The following is a 19,243-nucleotide window of genomic DNA, read 5'->3' on the forward strand; positions in this document are numbered from 1 at the left end:
AGCGGGACCCGGGCAAATGGCATCATCGGCACTCACATCGGTATCCAGAAAAGAGGGCGATGCGTCCGCGCCCCGCGCCCGCAAAGGCGGCTTTATCCACGGCCATGGCCTGTGGCTGCTGATCCTGCCCGCCTTACTCTTCTTTATCGTCTTCTTCGTCGTACCGACGGCTTCGCTCTTCGGTCTCGCCTTCAACAAGTCGGTCGCGGGCGTCATCACGCTTTCCAGCGATATCACCTTCGACAACTTTGTGCGTATCTTCACCCGGCCTATCTATTATGAGTCGATCTTGCGCTCTGCGGGCATTTCAGCGGTCGTCGCGCTCGTTTGCCTCGTCTTCGGTTATCCGCTGGCCTATGTGATTGCCAAGACGGTCAACCCCGGCCGCAACACGATGTTGATGATCCTCGTCCTGTCGTCGATGCAGCTCGACATGGTCATACGACTTTACGGCCTCATGGTGCTGCTCGGCGACAATGGTCTCATAAACGGTGCCTTGCTTCGCCTCGGCATCATTTCGGCACCGCTGCCGCTGATGTACAATATCTTCGGCGTCGTCGTTGGATTGGTGCAGATCACCCTGCCCTTCATGGTGCTTTCGCTCATCGGCATCATCAAATCCATCCATCCATCACTGGAGGAAGCAGCCAGGTCACTGGGCGCCTCCCGCAGCAAAGCGTTTTTCTCCGTCGTGCTGCCACTGTCCATGCCCGGCATTCTGGCCGGAACACTGCTCGTCTTTGCGCTTGCCATATCGTCCTATGTCGTCCCAGCATTGATGGGTGGCTGGAAGGTCATGGTCATGCCCATACACATCTACCAGCAGGTAGCAGAGACCGGCCGCTGGCAATTCGGCGCGGCCATTGCCGTTGTCCTCTTCGTGACAAGCCTGATGGCGATCGCCGTCTACCACCGCGCCGCCATGCGCACCACGGGAGGACGCAGCTGATGCGCGAAGAGACATCCATTCCGCTGGTCTTCAAGTTCCTCTCGGCACTGACGCTGACAATCCTGCTAACACCCGTTGTCATCGTCATCCTGTCCGGCCTCAATTCCGGCGACTATCTGACTTTCCCTCCACAGGGACTGTCGCTGCGGTGGGTCTACGCGTTCCTAACCTCGCCAACCTTCCTCTCGGCCTACGGCGTGTCCTTCATGGTCGCCGGCATTTCGACGGTTATTTCCACCGTGCTCGGGACCATGGCGGCCCTCTTTCTCACCCGCTCGTCAAGCCGTGTGGTCGGCCCGATGCGCGCCTTCTTCATGATGCCGATCGTGCTGCCCGGCGTCGTACTCGGCCTTGCGCTCTACGTCTTCTATGTCACCACCGATATCGGCCTTGCCCGGACCATGGCAGGCCTCGTCATCGGCCACGTCATCGTCACCTGCCCGTTCGTCATCGCCACGGTGACAGCGGCCCTGGTCGGCTTCGACCGCAGCCTGGAAGAGGCCGCCCGCTCGCTTGGTGCCTCGCCGTTCACCGCCTTTCGGCTGGTGACGCTAAAAATCATCTCGCCCGCCATTTCGGCAGGCACGATCTTCGCCTTCATCATTTCCTTCGGCCAGTTCGAGGTGACGCTATTTCTCTCGACGCCGAACCTGCAAACGCTGCCGATGGCCATGTACGTGGCACTACGCTACGCCTTCGAACCCACAGCGGCAGCAGCCGGCATCTTCGCCATCATCCTCGTCGTCGTCTCGATGGTGGCGACCTCGAAACTCGTCAATCTGAAGCGCATTTTCGGCGGCTGAACCGCCGGGGATAGACCCGTATCCATAAGTTCGAACAACAAGGGGAACATGGACATGACCGTAAAGACCTTCGATCCCAACCGCCGCAAGCTTCTGAAACTCGGCGCTGCCGCGGCAACGCTGCCACTTTTCAACATCAACCACGCCTTCTCGCAGGACGTGACGTATGACGGTTCCGTCTTCGATGCTGGCGGCGCAGTGTTGCGCGTCGGCGAATGGGGCGGGCCGTGGGGCGAACTCGTCCACAAATATCTGTTGGACGACTTCGCCAAGGATTTCAATTGCAAGATCGAATATGATTCCACCTGGCCGTGGTTTCCGAAATTCGTGGCCAACGGGCCGAAGAAGCCGCCGCTCGACATTACCAACTGGAATCTGCCGGAAATGTTCAAGACGGCAGATGCGGGAGATTTCTTCCACACCATCGACGAAATCCTGCCCAATATTCCGAACGGTAAGAACCTCTGGCCCTTCGCCATATCCAATGGCGTCGGCGTCACCTGGGCCTTCAACCAATATGTCTACGCCTACCGCACCGATCTCGTGAACCCGCCGCCCACAAGCTTCAAGGATATGTGGAAGCCGGAATTTGCGGGCAAGCGAGGCACTTACATCACTTCCAACACGCTGCAGATGGACTTCTTCCTCGTCGCCTGCTCACTCTTCGGCAAGGATCAATACGACCTGAAAGCCGGCTTCGAGGCGATGAAGGAGTTGATGCCCGCTAAGATCTCCGATTTCACCGGCAACATGCAGACATTGATGGATCGCGGCGAAGTGGTGATTGCGGTGCAGAGCGATGCCGAGCCAATGCAGGCGCGCGATAAGGGTGCGCCCTTCGCCGTCATGTACTGGAAGGAGCTTCAGCCGATCCTTACCCAGACATACACTATCAGCCGCTATTCCGAGCCGACCCAGAAGAAGCTTGCCTACGCGCTGTTAAACCGCGCACTTGAGCCGTCCTTCATGACCAATATGGGCAAGGAATTCTACTTGCGTCCCACCGTCTCCAATGCCGTGCTACCCGACAATCTGGTCAAGGCCGGTATCGTCAACAGCGCCGATGCCATTAAAAATTTCTGGCTGCCGGACTGGAAGGCCTATCTCAAGAACGAAGACGAAATCGTCGAGACCGTAAACGAGATTTTCGCTGGCTGATTCCAAGCGGAGCGGGCGGTCGCAACGACCGCCCGTCAAAACCACACGTGACGACAGGCATGAAGCGCGGACCTGAAGGACGATCGGATACGATGTCGGACATTCAACTCAAAACTCTCGTCAAGTCCTATGGCGATAACGTAGCGGTCGCCGGTGTCGATCTACATATCGAACAGGGCGAGTTCTTTTCGCTACTTGGCCCATCTGGCTGCGGCAAATCCACAACGCTGCGAATGATCGCAGGCTTCATCAGGCCGTCCTCCGGCCAGATCCTGATCGGCTCGGATGACGTGACGTTCCTGCCGCCGGAAAAGCGCGACATCGGTATCGTCTTCCAGAACTACGCGATCTTCCCTCATATGAGTGTCGCGGAAAATATCGCATTCGGTCTGAAGCTCAGGAAAAAGTCGCCCGCCGAAATCGATAGGGCCGTTGCCTTCGCCCTGAGACAGGTCGGCCTCATGGGCTACGAGGATCGTTATCAGCGGCAATTGTCGGGCGGGCAGCAGCAACGTGTGGCGCTTGCCCGCGTGCTGGTAACGCAACCGCGAATCCTGCTTCTGGACGAGCCGCTATCCGCGCTCGACAAGGCGCTGCGCGAAGAAATGAAATACTGGATCAAGGAACTGCAAAAAACGCTCGGTATCACCACGGTCTATGTCACGCACGATCAGGATGAGGCACTGACCATGTCTGACCGGATCGGGGTCATGCGGGAGGCGCGTGTCGAGCAGGTCGGTACGCCGCAGGAAATCTATGAGCGGCCGAAAACACTCTTCGTCACCACCTTCATCGGCCAGTCCAATGTCATCGATGTAACGGTGAAGGGCCGCGACGGCGATCGCCTGGCGGTCGGGTTCGGCGCAGAGACGGCGCTGACCCGCCTTCCCGCCGGCGACCTTGCGAGTGGGTCTTCCGTCAAACTGGTGGTGAGGCCTGAAAACCTCATCATCGGCGAGCCGGGCACTGGCCTACCCGCCACCGTGGTCTCGGAAACATACCAGGGGGCGCTTGTGCGCTACCGTCTTTCGGTCGCCGGACAGGACATGGTCGCCGAAAGACAGAACCAGTCCCATGTCGCAAGACTGTCGCCTGGGCAAATCTGCGGCGTGAGCTGGGATCCCGAACGGTCAGAGGTGCTTGTGGCCTGACGGCCCACGCATCCAAACAAAACAATCGAGCGAAACGACACGCCCTCGGATGAAGCGTCGCGGGCGAAGGGTTTCCTTTGTCAGTCATAGGAGAAAGACATGCGTATAGGCATTGACGTGGGCGGGACGAATACGGACGCCGCCCTTATGGACGGCGCGGCGGTGCTTGGCGCGTGCAAAAGCCCCACGACCGCCGATGTCGGCTCAGGCATCGTGGCGGTATTGAAGAAGCTGTTGTCCATGACCGGGGTTTCGGTCTCGCAGATCCAGGCGGTGATGATCGGCACCACCCATTTCACCAACGCTGTGGTCGAGCGCAAGCGCTTGCTGGAAGTAGCCGCCATTCGCCTCGGCCTTCCAGCCACGAAGGGCCTGCCGCCACTGACAGACTGGCCGAAAGATCTGGCCGATACGCTCGGCCGACACACCTTCATGCTGCGCGGCGGCCATGAATTCGACGGGCGTACCATCGCTCCGCTGGATGAGAAGGGCCTGATGGAGGTCGCCCGCACCGTACGCGAACGCGGCCTGAAAACGGCTGCCGTTACTTCGGTCTTTTCACCGGTCACGCCGGAAATGGAACTGCGAGCCGCTGAGATCCTCAAGAATGAAGTGCCGGATATTGCCCTTTCGCTCAGCCATGAAATCGGCCGCGTCGGCTTTTTGGAGCGCGAGAATGCCTCGATCATGAATGCGTCGCTGGCGGAACTGTCTAGGAAGGTCGTTTCCTCCTTCCGGGATGCGCTAAAGGAATTAGAGATCAAGGCGCCATTCTTCATCAGCCAGAATGACGGGACACTGATGTCGCCGGATTATGTGGAGCGCTATCCGGTGCTGACCTTCGCCTCCGGCCCCACAAACTCCATGCGCGGCGCCGCTATGCTGGCAGGTGCCAAGGAAGCCATGGTGGTGGATATCGGTGGTACGACCTCGGATGTCGGTATGCTGGTCCATGGCTTTCCGCGCGAATCTGCCGTTGCTGTCGATATTGGCGGCGTGCGCACCAATTTCCGCATGCCGGACGTGCTTGCCATCGGTCTCGGCGGCGGCTCGCTGGTGCGTGACGATGGGGAGCGCATCGGGCCAGATTCGGTCGGCTACGAGATCACCACCAAGGCGCTCGTCTTTGGCGGCGACACGTTGACGACGACGGATATCGTGGTGGCCGCGGGCTTGGAAGATATTGGCGACCGCTCCCGCGTCGCGCACATCCCGACAAAGACCATTGAAACCGCGCTCGCCACCATGCACCGCATGGTCGATGAGGCAGTAGACCGCATGAAGACCAGCGCCGAGCCACTTCCCGTCATCCTCGTCGGCGGCGGTTCGATTCTGGTCTCACGCGACCTGCCCTCCGCCTCTAAGGTGCTGAGACCGGAAAACGCTTCCGTCGCCAATGCCATCGGCGCGGCCATCGCTCAGGTGGGTGGCGAGGTAGACCGCATCTTCTCGCTGGAAGGAACCTCGCGCGATGCCGTTCTGGCAGGGGCCAAAGCGGAAGCATCCGAACGTGCGATCAAGGCAGGTGCGACACCCTCCTCTGTCAAGATCATGGACATCGAAGAAGTGCCGCTCGCCTATCTGCCGGGCAGCGCCACACGCATCCGCGTGAAGGCGGTCGGCGATCTTGTGATTGGTTGAGGGGACGGTAATGAAACTCACACGAGAACATTTGGCCGATCTTGCCGTGGGTGCTGCATTTCTCGGCACCGGCGGTGGCGGCGATCCCTACGTTGGTCGTCTGATGGTGCAGCAATGCCTGGACGAAGGCTGCGAAGTGGAACTGATCGATCCTAAGGATCTTTCGAACGATTGCCTCGTCATCCCGACGGCGATGATGGGCGCGCCAACCGTGCTTGTGGAAAAAATCCCTTCGGGCGACGAAGCGGTTGCCTCGCTTAGACGGTTGGAAAAGCGCCTGGGCCGAAAGGCCGCCTACACCATGCCGATTGAGATCGGCGGCATAAACTCCACCATCCCTCTGGTCGTCGGCGCAAGGCTTGGCCTACCGATCGTCGATGCTGACGGTATGGGGCGCGCCTTTCCGTTTCTGGAAATGGAGACCTTCGGCGTTTACGGCGTCTCCGGCTCGCCCATGGCGGTCAGCAACGAATGGGGAGATTGTGCTTTGATCGAGGCGGTTGACAACCGGCAGATGGAGTGGCTGTCGCGCGCCGTGGCCATCCGCATGGGCGGTTGCGCCTATATTGCCGAATATGCCATGAGCGGCGCTGAGGTGAAGCGCACCGCCATCCCCAACACGTTGACCCTCGCGATCCGTATCGGTGAGGTTTTGCGAAAAGCGCGTGAGGAACATCGCAACCCCATCGAGGCGCTGCTGGGTTTTCTGCCCTCGACGCTCTATCGCTATGGCCGCGTCATCTTCAAAGGCAAGATTGTCGATGTCATGCGCGAAACGAAGGCAGGCTTCACCATCGGCCGTGCACTCATCGACGGGATCACACCCTTTTCTTCGCAGATGGAAATCGAAATCCAGAACGAGAACCTCATTGCACGGCAGGACGGCAAGGTCAGGGCCATCGTGCCCGACCTGATTTCGATCATGAATACGGAGACCGCAGAGCCGATCACCAGCGAAAACCTGCGCTATGGCCAGCGCGTGACGGTGGTTGCTGTGTCTGTTCCAGAACTTATGCGCACGCCGGAAGCGCTAGACGTCTTCGGACCTGCCTGCTTCGGTCTGAAAGAACCCTTTACCTCCATCGAGGAGATTGACTGAGATGGCAATCATCACTGATCAGGACATTGACGATCTGGCCGTGGGTGCTGCGGTGCTAGGCACCGGCGGCGGCGGCGATCCTTATATTGGCAAGCTTCTGGCCAAGGCCGCAATCGAACAATATGGCCCAGTCGATCTGATCGCGCTCGAAGATGTGCCGGATGGCGCAACCGTGGTCGCCTGCGGCGCCATGGGCGCACCCACCATCCTCATTGAGAAAATCCCGTCCGGCGACGAGGGCAATCTGGCGTTGGAGTGCTATGAGGATCATACCGGCGTCAATGTTGATGCGATCATCCCCTTCGAGGCAGGCGGCATCAATTCCATGGTGCCGATCATCCTTGCCGCCAAGAAACGTGTCCCGGTCATTGATGCCGACGGCATGGGCCGAGCCTTTCCGCAGCTCGAAATGGAGACTTTCAACGTCTACGGCGTGCCGGCAAGCCCGGTTGCGGTCGCGGATGAACGCGGCAACCGCGTGCTGATCGAAACGCAGGATGCGGCCAAGGCCGAATGGCTGGCGCGCGGAGTGACGATCCGCATGGGCGGCCAGGCCTATATCGTCAATTACGGCATGGACGGCCGCACAACGAAAAGGGTTTCTGTCCCAGCCACCATGTCTCTTGCCATCGGCATAGGCCGGACATTGCGTGAAGCCGCGGCACAGCACCGCAATTTGGTCGAAGCGCTGATTTCGTATTTCTCCGGCACCCATTATGGCTACGCCGAGGTCATCACCGCGGGCAAGATAGCCGATGTGGCACGCAAGGAACAGAATGGCTGGTCGGTCGGCATTGCAACCATCGAACCATTCGACCCATCCAAGCCGAAAGTCAAAATCCGCATCCAGAACGAAAATCTCGTCGCCGAGGAGGAAGACGGTCGGGTGCTTGCCATTGTCCCCGATCTCATCACCATTCTGGATATCGATACCGCAGAGGCGATCACCACAGAGCGGTTGCGTTACGGTCAACGCGTCAATGTGCTAGCTGTCAGGGTGCCGCCAATCATGCGCACGCAGGAGGCTCTCGCCGTCTTCGGTCCCAGCGCCTTCGGCCTGTCGCAAGCCTATCAGCCACTTGGCTCTTGACGAACGATCGGTGTCGGGCACTGATAACGGCTCTCTCTTCCAGCATTTTTTGTCCTGGCATGAGAGGGTCGTTCAGGGATGTGAGAGAATTCATGCCGAGCCGTCTTCTGCGAGAAAAGCCGTTTCGTACCGTCAGAACCTTCGCGGCGGCCGGCTTGCGCTTCAGCCCGCCCCGTATGCTCTTTTCCGGCATCGAAAGACCTTACCTTCTATCGAAACTGGCAGCGGGCCTCGCCCGGCAGATCGTCGTGTTGCGAGCTCCTCCCGGGTTTGGCAAAACCGCCCTCATGAAGGCAGCTTATGAACGGTTGGTGGATGGAAGCTTGGCCTTGCCGGGACTGCACGAAACGGCAATCTCTCATTGCTCCTGGCTGAATGCTTCCGGTATTTTGTCACCCGAACGCTTCGTCAGCGAGCTGCTTCAATCGCTTGGGCTTGCGGCCCTAACGGGCAAGCAGGAAGCGCTGACCGATGCCATGGAAAGCATTGCCAGGCGTGAGGGGGAGACCGTTGTCTTCATCGACAATATCGATGATATCGAAGGCGCCGATCGCCACCGGCTGCTTGAACGGCTGATCCTGTCTGCACCCGACAACCTGCGGATTGCCTTATCCTCCTGCTCGCCCGCGCAATTGCCGCTCGCCCGGCTGAAAGCGCGTGGCGTGTTGGCGGAACTGACCGCGCGGGACATGGAGTTTGGACGATCTGAGTTGCGGCGGCTTCTGTCAGGCAGCGCCATGACGGCGCTTGTCGATCCCATTATGGAGATCACCCGCGGATGGCCGGCACTGGCACAGCTCGCCGCAGGTATCGTGGCGGGCGACCCGACGGAGGAAGAGCGTCGCCTCCTACTTGCGGGCGCCCACCCGGATCTCACGGATTATGCCCGTGAAACCGTCGTCAACCGGCTCTCTTCCGCCGTTCTTTCGATGTTGCGAAGCTTGTCGCCTTTTCAGGAATTTCGTCTGGATCTCGCATCCGACCTCGGCTTCAGCGATCTGTCGGAAGAAGACCTAGCGACGATCGAGACCATGCATCCGGTCATAGAGCACGGGCAGAATGGCTGGCTCTCGCTTCATCCCGTACTTCGCATCTGCCTTGAGCGCGATGCCGCATTTGTCTCGGACGCCGACAAAAAAGCGCTGCATCGCCAGGCCGCGCTTTGGTTTGCCACGCGCACCCATCTGGAGCGTGCCGTGTCCCATGCCGCCCAGAGCGGCGACTTCCATATGGCAGAAGAGATCATAGGTAAGGCCGGCGGCGTCGATATCTTCCTCAGAGCCGGCCATCAAGTGCTGGAGCATCTGATTGATAATTTCCCGCCCGATGTGCTGCATGCTTCGCCCGGATTGATGGTGTCCTATGCGGTAGTGCTGTCGAAACGCGGAAATGCCACTGCCGGACGCGAGCGGCTAGATAGTCTCAAAGAAAACGGCGAATGGTCGGCGGCAGCCCTTGCCGCCGTTGACCGAAGCGTCCTCGATCATATCGACAGCCTGATTGATGTCTATGAAGACCGCCGCATGACGATAGATCAGGCTGGACGGCTTGAGCGCGCTGCAGCCGCCCTGCCACCACATGCCACCTGGGAGCTGGCATGGCTCTTCAATCACCTATGCATCATCTATACCCGCACAGGAGATCTGGAAGAAGCCCGACGCGCCGCGCTGAAGGCGTTCGGTTATTACCGCGAGGAAAAAACAGCCTATGCGCAGGTCTTCATGCTCATCCATCTCGGCCTTGTTAGCACGCTGAAAGGTGAATTTTCCGCCGCTTTGCAATTCTGCCGTGAGGCGGAAGAGCTCGTGGAGCGGGTACACTGGACCGATCGAAATCTGCTGGCAATCGTACGTCTCGCCATAGCCGATGTGCTGTATCAACAGGGTGATGTACTGCAAGTAGAGCAGAGTCTCACCGAGTGCATGGAGTCCTTGATCAGGGGTGAAAGCTGGGTGGACCTGTTCACTCGACTCTTCTGGCTTCTGGCCCGCAGCCGTCTGCAGGTCAGTGGCTTCGATGCCGCAGCAGCTGCCCTGGACAAAGCAGAGGAAGTGGCAGTAGAGCGCAACCTACCGCGGCTGAAGACGGCGGTCGCCATCATGCGGATCGATCTTCTTGTTCGCGCCGGCATGATCGAGTCCGCAAGCCAGGCTGTGGAGAGGGCAACATCTCTGAAGGAGACAAGCGGCGCCGACAACTGGACTTGGCGAGAAGCCTATGATTTCGACATCGCGACTGCGCGGCTGGCACTTGCCCACGGGCAGGCCCTCCAGGCTCTGGAGCTTCTTGAAGCCCTTATTATCTCCGCCCGAACCTCGGGCCGCGCCTATCATCGCATGCTGGCAGAGATCATGGCCGTCCAGGCGTCCTGGAAGGCGGGCCGACAGCAACAGGCCTTCGCCTATCTGCAATCGGCGATCGCGCTTGCCCGCACACACGAAGCGACGCAACTCTTCACTGACGAGGGCCATGATCTGGCAACGACCATGCGCGCCATCGTCCGTCGGTTCGGGCTCAAGGTCTTCAGCCCAAATGCGGTGGAGTTTATGAGCCGTATTGTCGGCCACGGGCTGGACCGTAAGCCGCGCCGTGTCGCGCCCAATCTGCCGGAAGAGGAGGCCGCACCGGCTGCGCCCGGCTTGCTGAGCGCTCGCGAAATCACCGTGCTCAGGCTTCTATCCGAAGGACGAAGCAACAAGGAGATCGCCCGGGAACTGGGACTTTCGGAAGCGACCGTTAAGTTTCATCTGAAGAACATCTTCGCCAAACTCGGCGTCAGCCGCCGCGGTATGGCAGTCTCCGTCAGCAAACACCTTAAGCTGACAGAACCAAAGTGAGTGGTTAGCTACTGTGACCAGCCCCGCGCAACCGATGGTCAGGGAGGTGTGGCTTCTGGCAACTGCCCAGCCATTTGGACCCTTACTGCCGGATCGCCCATCGCCTGCCGGGGCACGCGTTAGGCCGCTTTCGTTGCCTCATGTGAGGACGAAGTATTCTCCTGCAGCGCCAACTGACGGGCAAATGTCGTAAGAGGGGTTCGTGCTAAGGCACGTTCAAGGGCGCTGATGCAGATGGGATCATGTGATCGGCCCGCGCCGTCCCAAAGTATCGAGAATGCCTCCTGCAGTGGCATAGCCTGCCTGTAAGGTCGGTCTGCAGTCAGTGCATCAAAGACATCGGCGGTGGAAACGATCCGAACCTCCATCGGGATTTGCTCTGCGCTCAATCCTCGCGGATATCCTTTTCCGTCCAGACGCTCGTGGTGAGCGCCACCGATCAGGGCCGCGTTGGCAAACGCTCCAATCGCAGAAAGAATCTGCTCTGAAAATTCCGCGTGTCGCTTCATCTGGCTCCACTCTTCATCATCGAGTTTCCCAGCTTTGTCCAACACAGTACTGCTGACACCAAGCTTGCCGATGTCATGCAGCAAAGCCGCTCTTTTCAAAACCCGCCGGGTTTCGAAATCTATGTCCATTTCCTCCGCTATAAGATCGGAGTATAGCGCAACGCGCTCGCTATGGCCCGATGTGTACGGACTTTTGGCGTCGATCACCTTCGCAAAACCAGCGGCGATATCATCAAGATAATCATCGTCGGCCAAGACCCCGTGCTGCCCGGGCTCGGAATCAAGAACAATTCTCTCTAAGTCGGGCGAGGCCAGCTCCTCCCAGAATTCTCGCTGAGACGCGATCCTTACAAAGACATCAACGAGAGCAGGATCGAACCAATCTCCCTTGCGCTTTGCAACCTCGTCAAGAGCGGCTTGGGGGCCGCTGCTGGCCTGGAACACGTCGATCACCTGGGACAAGAGCGCTATTCTCGAAAAAAGCGGGATTTCTTCTCCGGCAAGTCCGCTCGGCTTTCCGCGCCCACTCCAATGCTCATCCAGACCAATGATGCCCTCCGCGACGTTTTCTGAAAATCGCATTTGTCGCGCAATGTCCGCGCCGCGCTGACACCGCGTCTGTATAAGATCCGTGGAAATCTCGCCCCCATTTTTAAGAATATTGAGGAGGCTGCGAAAACGTTCAGCAAGACCGGCCTTTGCCCCGGTGTGGCTGATCACGAACTTCAGGACCTGCCCCAGGCTTCCATCGACCAGCTTGAAATCATTCTTAAAGCTGATGTCGTCCGCCAGATAAAGCTCGCAAATACGCGAAGCGTTGCTGCTGCAGCCGAGATCCTTCAACAGAAGTGTGTAGTAGAGGTCGTGCAGCTCTAGCTCACTCAGGCCGATCTCTCGTCCAATGCTCGTTCCGATGTAACAGCAGCGGATACAATGCCCGTCTGGTTGGCCCTCGGTCATATCGAGCGCCTTGCTGAGGGCTTCGATAATCTCGGCCAAACGTATCTGTACTTGCATCATAACCGAACCCTGGTTGAAGGCTGACGCTATCAAATGAGGGTTTCAGAACAGTTATGAGCCCAAACGTTTTGTGACTGAAATTTCTTCGGAGCGTATGATGAGCGTCATCGATGAAGACAAACATGAGCGCGTGTGCCCATGCGGCCATCACTATGACCACGCGTCGCCGTCAGCTGGCGCACCCCGTACAGGTGCGCCATTTTTAAAATATCGTCGGCTAGACATGCTGCAAGGTCCGCATGCGGGTGATGGATATAGCGGGTGCTCAGATCTCCCTGGAGAATTTTAGAAAAGCGTCTCATCACCTGGCCATCGCGGCCCGAGACCGAACCCTGTCGAAAGCCATACTCCGCTCACCTGCAGAGACGCGGCGATCGTCTCGAGGTACTCACGACCCGGCTCGCTCCGGTCATTTTCCCACGCGCTCCAAACGTCGCTCTCCACGCCGACCATCTTCGCAGCATTATCGAGTGACAGCGCAGATGCATCACGCGCCAACGAGATGCGTCCTCCGAGCGTGTCGGTATCGGTCAGCGCTTTGTGATTGGTTCCTTGCATCATATCCCCTACCCCGGCAATGAACCGGCCTCCTCGACTATCGTCTGAGGAGGCCGGATTTCATTAACTCTGTTCCCCAACCCAGGCCTTCACCTGATCTGGATGATCCTTAATGTATTTTTCGATCGCAGCCTCGTAAGAGGTCTCCTGGGCTGTGAACATTGCCGCTTCCAGGTCGTTGAGCGGCACCTTCATGCGTGAAAGAAACTCGGCAGCCTTGGGGTTTTCTTCCCTGAATTTCTTCGATGCGAGGATGTCGACATGCTCCGCCTGACCCAAGGATTCTTTCGGGTCTGTCAGATAGCGGAGCTTGTACTTTCCAAACATCCAGTGCGGGCTCCAGGACGTGGCGACGAACCACTTTTCACTTCTCATCGCCCGGTCAACTGTCGTTAGCATGCCTGCTTCGCTGGAAATCTGCAGCTTGTATTCGCCGAGGTCATAGTCCTTGACCGCCTGATGTGAAAGGCGGGTCAAACCAGCACCCGGATCAATGCCCTGTATAGTGCCGGACAACTTCTTCTGAACGTCGGGTTTCTTAAGGTCCTCGATCGAAGAAATCTCTGCTTCAGGAACATAAGTCGGCACCACCCAACCCAGCTTCGCGCCGTCATAGACTGTGCCGAGCGTTTCGACCTTGTCCTTCACCTTCGCAAAGTAATCCGCATGGGTTGCCGGCAGCCACGCCATCATCATTGCATCGATGTCGCCACGGCTCACGCCCTGGTAAAGCGGGGCGACATCCGTCTGGACAAGCTCCACATCCTGGCCGAGCTTTTCCTTGATCAGCTTGGCAGCAAGTTTAGTGACGAACTCAGCGTCGGACCACGGGGCGAAGCCGAGCTTGACGGTTTTTGCATCTTGCGCCATCGCCGGCGCTGTCGAGCCAAAAAGCACAGCGGCAGCAAAGCCAATGGCGCCACCGAGTGCGGCCCGGCGGGTCGAGGAAAGTATCTTGAACATATGTTCTCCTTTTGGAAGGTTTGAATTTGCGGATTCAGCATCCGCATCATTGGGCGGCGCAGGCGCTCAGGCGGTTGCCGGAAACAATTCCTTGCGCTCGCTCTTTCTCTTGAAAAGCCCCGACCAAATGGCAGATTGAGGCTTTCCAAGGCTTTGGGTAAGGCGATCGAGGATCACCGCGAGGATGACGACAGCAAGACCGCCTTCGAAACCGGTTCCCACGTCGAGACGCTGAATACCGGTGAGAACCGTGTTCCCAATGCCGCCTGCGCCAATCATGGATGCGATGACAACCATGGAAAGCGACAGCATGATCGTCTGGTTGATGCCCGCCATGATCGAGGGCATGGCGTTCGGCAACTGAACCTTGAAGAGCAACTGCGCAGGAGTGCAGCCAAAGGCGTTTCCAGCTTCGATGAACTCAACATGCACCTGGCGAATACCAAGATTGGTGAGCCGCACCACCGGCGGCATGGCGAATATGACGGTCGCAATAGCACCGGGTACTGCACCAAGGCCAAAAAACATTGCCGCAGGAATGAGATAGACGAATGCGGGCATGGTTTGCATGAGGTCGAGGACCGGTCGGACGAGCGCAGCAACGGAATCCTTTCGCGCCATGGCGATCCCGAGCGGAAGACCGATGATCATAGCCATCAATGTTGAAGCTATGACAAGTGACAGCGTTTCCATCATCGCTGTCCAGAGTCCCATGTGGTCAACGAGCCAAAGCGCAAGTCCAGCTAACACACCAAAAGCTGCGCCGACCCGCCAAAACGACAGAATGACAAAGATGAGAATGCCCACAGGCATGGGAATGGCAGTGAGCGTTTCCTGGATGGTACTTGTCACGAACCCGATCACAGTGGCGACGAAGTCCAAGAAGGGCGAAAAATTGTCCAGAACATAATTGACGACGGCATCGACGCCGTCCCCTATATCGAAATTCATAGTCAAACTCCGGTTGTTGGCCGGTTGGGGGAAATGCTGAAATCAGCTCGCGCGGTCGAGCGTTTCAAGCAGTGTCGATTTGCTGATGGAGCCGAGGTAGCGCCTGGAGTTGTCGACAACTGGAACCGGCCATGGGCTCGCAGCGACACGTCCGAGGACGTTCGACAACGGCTCGTCAGCTGGGATCGGTTCGATCTCGGATAGAAACGCTGCCCTATAGGGGTCCGAATGTCCGGAACGCATATTTTCGACGAGCGTGGTCTGGCTAACAACGCCGTGATAGGTTTTGTCACGCCCCAGGATAATTGCGTATTCGCGGTCGAATGTTTTCATTCGCTCGAGCGCTGCGGCAGCGGTTACACCTTGCCGATCGATGATGGTAACCTGCGTTTTTCGTGCGACGTCGCCGGCCTTGAAGACGTGTGTCACGTCAACGTTTCTAAAGAAGGAGCGCACATAGTCGTTTGCCGGGTTCATCACGATTTCGTCTGGCGTGCCGACCTGAACGACATCGCCGTTTTGCATGATGCAGATCCGGTCGCCGATGCGCATCGCCTCGTCGAGGTCGTGACTGACAAAAACGATGGTTCGGCTGTGCTCTGCCTGGAGGCGGACAAGTTCGTCCTGCATTTCCATGCGGATCAATGGATCGAGAGCGGAAAATGCCTCATCCATGAGCAGGATTGTGGGTTCACTGGCAAGCGCGCGAGCCAAGCCAACGCGTTGCTTCATCCCCCCTGAAAGCTGATCGGGCATGCTGTCTGCGTAACCGGCGAGACCGACAGCTTCGAGCGCCAGGAGCGCCTTTGCGTTACGTTCAGCTTCTCCCATACCGGCAACCTCAAGTCCGAAGGCGGCATTGTTGATCACTGTGCGGTTGGGCAGAAGAGCAAAGGACTGGAATACCATGCTGATATCGCGCCTGCGCACCTCGATCAGGTCGCGACGGGACATTTTGGTGATATCTTGGCCATCGATCTCAATCGAACCCGCCGTGGGCTCGATCAGCCGGTTAAGCAATCGCAGGAGGGTGGACTTGCCCGAGCCTGAGAGGCCCATGATGACAAAAATTTCGCCGGCTTGAATATCGAAGCTTGCCTTGTTGACGCCAACCGAACATCCAGTCGAGGAGTGGATTTCAGATTTCGTCTTCCCGGCGCGAACCATATCCAGCGCCTTGTCGGTGTCCTCACCGAATATCTTATAGACGTTATTGAGACTGATTTTGGTCGTAACCGGCGGAGCCAGTGCGTCATTTTCAGTTTGAGAATTCATAAATTTAATTCAGCCCAGCATAGAGCAAGGGCATTCTCCTTCTTTATCGCAGTGGGACCCCGACAACCTCACGGTTCGAGAGGATCGGGACATCGACAGGATTACAGCTTGTTTGCGACATCACCGCTACCGCAAGCTTTGGAACGAGGGCTCAGATCCGTGATGATGCTTTCGCATGCTCGTTATCTAACCCGAATGAAAATACGGAGTGGCGAGCGTGAAGCTTACCAAGGCGGACAATTTACGGCAATTTTTTTCCAATGTCCATAAAAAAACCTCAAATATTTTTCGCGAAGTGGTCGGTACTTGCGTTCAGACGCTGCATGAGACGCAAATGCACTGCCGTGTCGTACCAAAAAGGCACTTCGTAAAATCCACGTGATCGCGAGATTCGGGGGCAGACATCCCCAGCCAGAATCCGTCTATTTGCGACATGCCACACGTAAAAACGCACAGGGAGCTTAGTATGATCGCCGGACTCTCGCAAAGCTCCACCGACCACGAGCCCCTTGATCGCCCTGACATTTTTCAGGCGCATCGGATGCCACTCGGCTAGAAAGCTGTACCATCCTGCGAGCTGGCGACGCTTTAGAAGCACTGCTTGACTACTTCGACTTGATACAACATGCGCAAATTCAAATTATGAGCCGGAAACTTAAGCACCGCACCCAAAAGTCTTAAAATGCGACCGGTTCCTGCAGCGGCATTAAATAATTGTTACACATAACATAATACCGCAATCGAATAAGATTGAACACAACGAAACTTGAGGTAAGGCTTGGCAATCAAATTGGGGATGATCCATGCCAACTCGCCGACACGTTATTCGTTTCTTGACCGGGCTGATGCTTGCTGGTGTTGTTGGCGGTAATACTGCACATTCTTCAGAACCAATCTTGAAGATTCAGGGACTTGCTTCTGGGCAGCCAATTTCGATCGCTCTTGATCTGCCGGCAATGGACAAGATGCCCCAGACCAGCTTCTCGACCACGACGCCTTGGCATAATGGCGTGACGGAATTCAGTGGTGTGTCGCTGAAAGATTTCCTGTCTTCTACGCAGCTCAGCGGCACGAAGTTACAGATCATCGCTTTGAATGACTACGAAGTGGAAGCGGATATATCCGAGCTGCAAGAGGCCGGTGCGCTCCTAGCGACCCGCCAAAACGGCACGATTATGCCGGTCAGTGACAAGGGTCCGGTGTTTCTGGTTTTCCCATTCGATAGCCGCCCCGAATTGCAGCATCAGACCTATTACAGTCGTGCTGTGTGGCAAATTGCGGAAATCAACGTCCAGTGAGAGCGATCGGGGACACAATTGACCTTCCAGTCCGCTACCGGCGTACCAAGATAACGTTGACACTTGTCACGGCGGCACTTGCGTTGATCGCTGTTGCGAGTTCTTTCCTGGCTTTCAGTTACCAACGCCATATCGTCGAAGCATCCCGCTATAATCGCACCTTCGATCTAGGCCAAACCGCGGTCGAGTTGCTGCGCCTCCAGTTTGCTCTCCAGCAAAGTCAGACATCAGGCGAAATCGGTGATGTCGCGTTTCGGCTCAGCATCATCAATAACCGGTTGAAGATCCTGTCATCCAGTTCGTCTAGCAGCGACCCCAAGCAGAAGGCGATGCTGGAAGACCTGAAAACCGTTGTATCGACGCTTGCGCCGCTGGTCTCCGAGCCGCATTCTCCGACGGCCATGCGCGAAGGCGTATCAAAACTTCAGCCTTTCATCGCGCCCGTGCTGCGACTAGGTTCGCTTTCGCATGCGACTGTCGGAGACGAGATTCAACAGAACCAGAGTCAGCTCAGCATCATCTTTGCCACGATCTGTTTTGTCACGATGACATTCGTTGCCTTTGGCGCCGTTCTGCTGGTGTTTGTTTTCCGCCAAAATGCCAAGTTGGACCGCGTCGTACGAATAGACTCTTTGACGGGTATCGCAAACCGGATTGGCTTCCACGCTTCGATTTCGGGTAAACAGAATGTCGAACAGTCACTGATCATCCTCGACGTCGATCACTTCAAGATGATCAACGACACGCTGGGGCACGCCTCTGGCGATCGATTGCTTGTCGAATTGTCTAAGCGACTGAGCACATCGTGCATCGGCGCCAGCGTCATTGCACGAATTGGCGGTGACGAATTCGGCATTCTATACACTGGCTCGAACGCAGCAAATGAGGCCGTCGAATGCAGCAAGCGGATTTTGCAGGAAGTCCGTGCACCTTTCGACATCGATGGCAGGCTCGTCACCTCAAGCGTCAGCCTCGGTGTCAGCTCAAGCGACGTTAATTCCGATCGCGGCTCAACCCTGTTCAGACACGCCGATATCGCACTTTACGAAGCAAAGAAGGCTGGACGCAACCAGTTCATGATCTTTCACCCGGACATGAACCAACACCTGACACGTTGGCAATGTCTGCAAAACGATCTCGCGACTGCTACGGAAACAGGACAGCTATTTCTGCTTTTTCAGCCGATCGTCGATCTTGCCACCGACACGACGCGAGGCTTCGAGGCATTGTTACGCTGGCAACATCCTGAACTCGGTCTCATCTCCCCTGTGGAGTTCATTCCGATCGCTGAAGAGAGCGGCCAGATCGGCCCTATCGGATCTTGGGTTATCGAAGCCGCTTGCCAGCAGGCAGCCCTTCTTCCGACCAACACCTTTATTGCTGTCAACGTGTCCGCAGCTCAGCTGACGAATCCATCCCTTGTGCTCCATACGCGCGCATCTCTGACAAAAAATGGCGTTTCACCCGAGCGCCTCGAGATCGAGATCACGGAGAGCACGTTGATCGAGAATGACGAACGCGCGCTCTCCGTTCTTCATGAACTCCGGCTCATGGGTTGCCGAATTTCCCTTGATGACTTTGGCACCGGCTACGCTTCTCTCAGCTATTTACGTCGCTTCCCCTTCGATAAAATAAAGATCGACCAGTCATTCCTGCGCGGCGCATCACATTCCGAGGAAGCCGCCGCAATCATTGCCGGGACATGCGATCTTGCCCACCGGCTGAAGTTGACGATCGTCGCCGAAGGCATCGAAACCGAAGAACATCGTGAAATTGTGCGTTCCGCAGGATGCCACTTGGGTCAGGGCTATTTGTTCGACAAGCCGTTGACCGCCGAAGCATCCCTATCGAGGCTCACCTTCGAGGCAGGACCGGACGCTTTCAAGAAGCGCGGATAGAGGGGCGATCCTAGGCGGGCCTACGCTGCCTGATAAAACTGCT

Annotated in this window: 15 protein-coding genes; 10 read left to right on the forward strand and 5 right to left on the reverse strand. The window is 57.3% G+C overall.

From position 1 onward, the window contains the following. Positions 1 to 16 precede the first annotated feature (16 nt). The 8 genes from ACTJKV_RS15570 to ACTJKV_RS15605 all read left to right on the forward strand — a co-directional run bounded on the left by ACTJKV_RS15570 (position 17) and on the right by ACTJKV_RS15605 (position 10,728). Complete coding sequence (locus ACTJKV_RS15570; RefSeq protein ID WP_112519716.1) at positions 17 to 949, forward strand: ABC transporter permease; 933 nt, start codon at positions 17 to 19, stop codon at positions 947 to 949. Beyond that, positions 949 to 1,752 (forward strand): ABC transporter permease, encoded by an 804-nt coding sequence (locus tag ACTJKV_RS15575; protein ID WP_112519715.1) that lies wholly within the window; start codon positions 949 to 951, stop codon positions 1,750 to 1,752. Before ACTJKV_RS15570 ends, ACTJKV_RS15575 begins: the two co-directional genes overlap by 1 nt. Before the next feature lie 54 nt (positions 1,753 to 1,806). Next, positions 1,807 to 2,910, forward strand: a complete 1,104-nt coding sequence (locus ACTJKV_RS15580; RefSeq protein ID WP_236769456.1) for an ABC transporter substrate-binding protein — start codon at positions 1,807 to 1,809, stop codon at positions 2,908 to 2,910. Positions 2,911 to 3,002: 92 nt separating this feature from the next. After that, positions 3,003 to 4,061 (forward strand): ABC transporter ATP-binding protein, encoded by a 1,059-nt coding sequence (locus ACTJKV_RS15585; protein WP_112519848.1) that lies wholly within the window; start codon positions 3,003 to 3,005, stop codon positions 4,059 to 4,061. A gap of 99 nt (positions 4,062 to 4,160) precedes the next feature. After that, positions 4,161 to 5,702 carry a hydantoinase/oxoprolinase family protein gene (locus tag ACTJKV_RS15590; protein ID WP_062424392.1) on the forward strand — a complete coding sequence of 514 codons (1,542 nt, stop codon included), beginning with the start codon at positions 4,161 to 4,163 and terminating at the stop codon, positions 5,700 to 5,702. A 10-nt stretch (positions 5,703 to 5,712) separates the two neighbouring features. Further along, the gene (locus ACTJKV_RS15595; protein WP_062424391.1) at positions 5,713 to 6,801 is read left to right on the forward strand and encodes a DUF917 domain-containing protein; all 1,089 of its coding nucleotides are present in this window, start codon (positions 5,713 to 5,715) and stop codon (positions 6,799 to 6,801) included. 1 nt (position 6,802) lies between these two features. Next, positions 6,803 to 7,891, forward strand: a complete 1,089-nt coding sequence (locus ACTJKV_RS15600) for a DUF917 domain-containing protein (protein WP_112519714.1) — start codon at positions 6,803 to 6,805, stop codon at positions 7,889 to 7,891. A 92-nt stretch (positions 7,892 to 7,983) separates the two neighbouring features. Further along, positions 7,984 to 10,728 carry a LuxR C-terminal-related transcriptional regulator gene (locus ACTJKV_RS15605; RefSeq protein WP_440599043.1) on the forward strand — a complete coding sequence of 915 codons (2,745 nt, stop codon included), beginning with the start codon at positions 7,984 to 7,986 and terminating at the stop codon, positions 10,726 to 10,728. 119 nt (positions 10,729 to 10,847) lie between these two features. Here ACTJKV_RS15605 and ACTJKV_RS15610 read toward each other — a convergent pair whose 3' ends face one another. From ACTJKV_RS15610 to proV, 5 genes are all read right to left on the reverse strand, one after another. Next, a complete protein-coding gene (locus ACTJKV_RS15610; RefSeq protein ID WP_113180499.1) occupies positions 10,848 to 12,254 on the reverse strand; it encodes an HD-GYP domain-containing protein in 1,407 nt (468 codons plus the stop codon). Positions 12,255 to 12,542: 288 nt separating this feature from the next. Next, positions 12,543 to 12,815 carry a transcriptional regulator gene (locus ACTJKV_RS15615; RefSeq protein ID WP_274101221.1) on the reverse strand — a complete coding sequence of 91 codons (273 nt, stop codon included), beginning with the start codon at positions 12,813 to 12,815 and terminating at the stop codon, positions 12,543 to 12,545. Between the two features lie 63 nt (positions 12,816 to 12,878). Continuing rightward, positions 12,879 to 13,778, reverse strand: a complete 900-nt coding sequence (locus ACTJKV_RS15620; RefSeq protein WP_440599044.1) for a glycine betaine ABC transporter substrate-binding protein — start codon at positions 13,776 to 13,778, stop codon at positions 12,879 to 12,881. Between the two features lie 66 nt (positions 13,779 to 13,844). Next, positions 13,845 to 14,735, reverse strand: coding sequence for an ABC transporter permease (locus ACTJKV_RS15625; protein ID WP_112519713.1), 891 nt, complete (start codon positions 14,733 to 14,735; stop codon positions 13,845 to 13,847). 36 nt (positions 14,736 to 14,771) lie between these two features. Beyond that, on the reverse strand, positions 14,772 to 16,004 hold the full coding sequence (gene proV / locus ACTJKV_RS15630) for a glycine betaine/L-proline ABC transporter ATP-binding protein ProV (RefSeq protein ID WP_062424387.1): 1,233 nt from the start codon (positions 16,002 to 16,004) through the stop codon (positions 14,772 to 14,774). An 803-nt stretch (positions 16,005 to 16,807) separates the two neighbouring features. Between proV and ACTJKV_RS15635 the strand changes: the two genes are divergently transcribed. Both ACTJKV_RS15635 and ACTJKV_RS15640 read left to right on the forward strand, forming a co-directional pair. After that, positions 16,808 to 17,302 (forward strand): oxidoreductase, encoded by a 495-nt coding sequence (locus ACTJKV_RS15635; protein WP_162692977.1) that lies wholly within the window; start codon positions 16,808 to 16,810, stop codon positions 17,300 to 17,302. Between the two features lie 56 nt (positions 17,303 to 17,358). Continuing rightward, positions 17,359 to 19,200 carry a putative bifunctional diguanylate cyclase/phosphodiesterase gene (locus ACTJKV_RS15640; protein WP_112519711.1) on the forward strand — a complete coding sequence of 614 codons (1,842 nt, stop codon included), beginning with the start codon at positions 17,359 to 17,361 and terminating at the stop codon, positions 19,198 to 19,200. Positions 19,201 to 19,243 lie beyond the last annotated feature (43 nt).

It is taken from the genome of Agrobacterium sp. 22117 (assembly GCF_052045735.1).
Lineage (GTDB): Bacteria > Pseudomonadota > Alphaproteobacteria > Rhizobiales > Rhizobiaceae > Agrobacterium > Agrobacterium cavarae.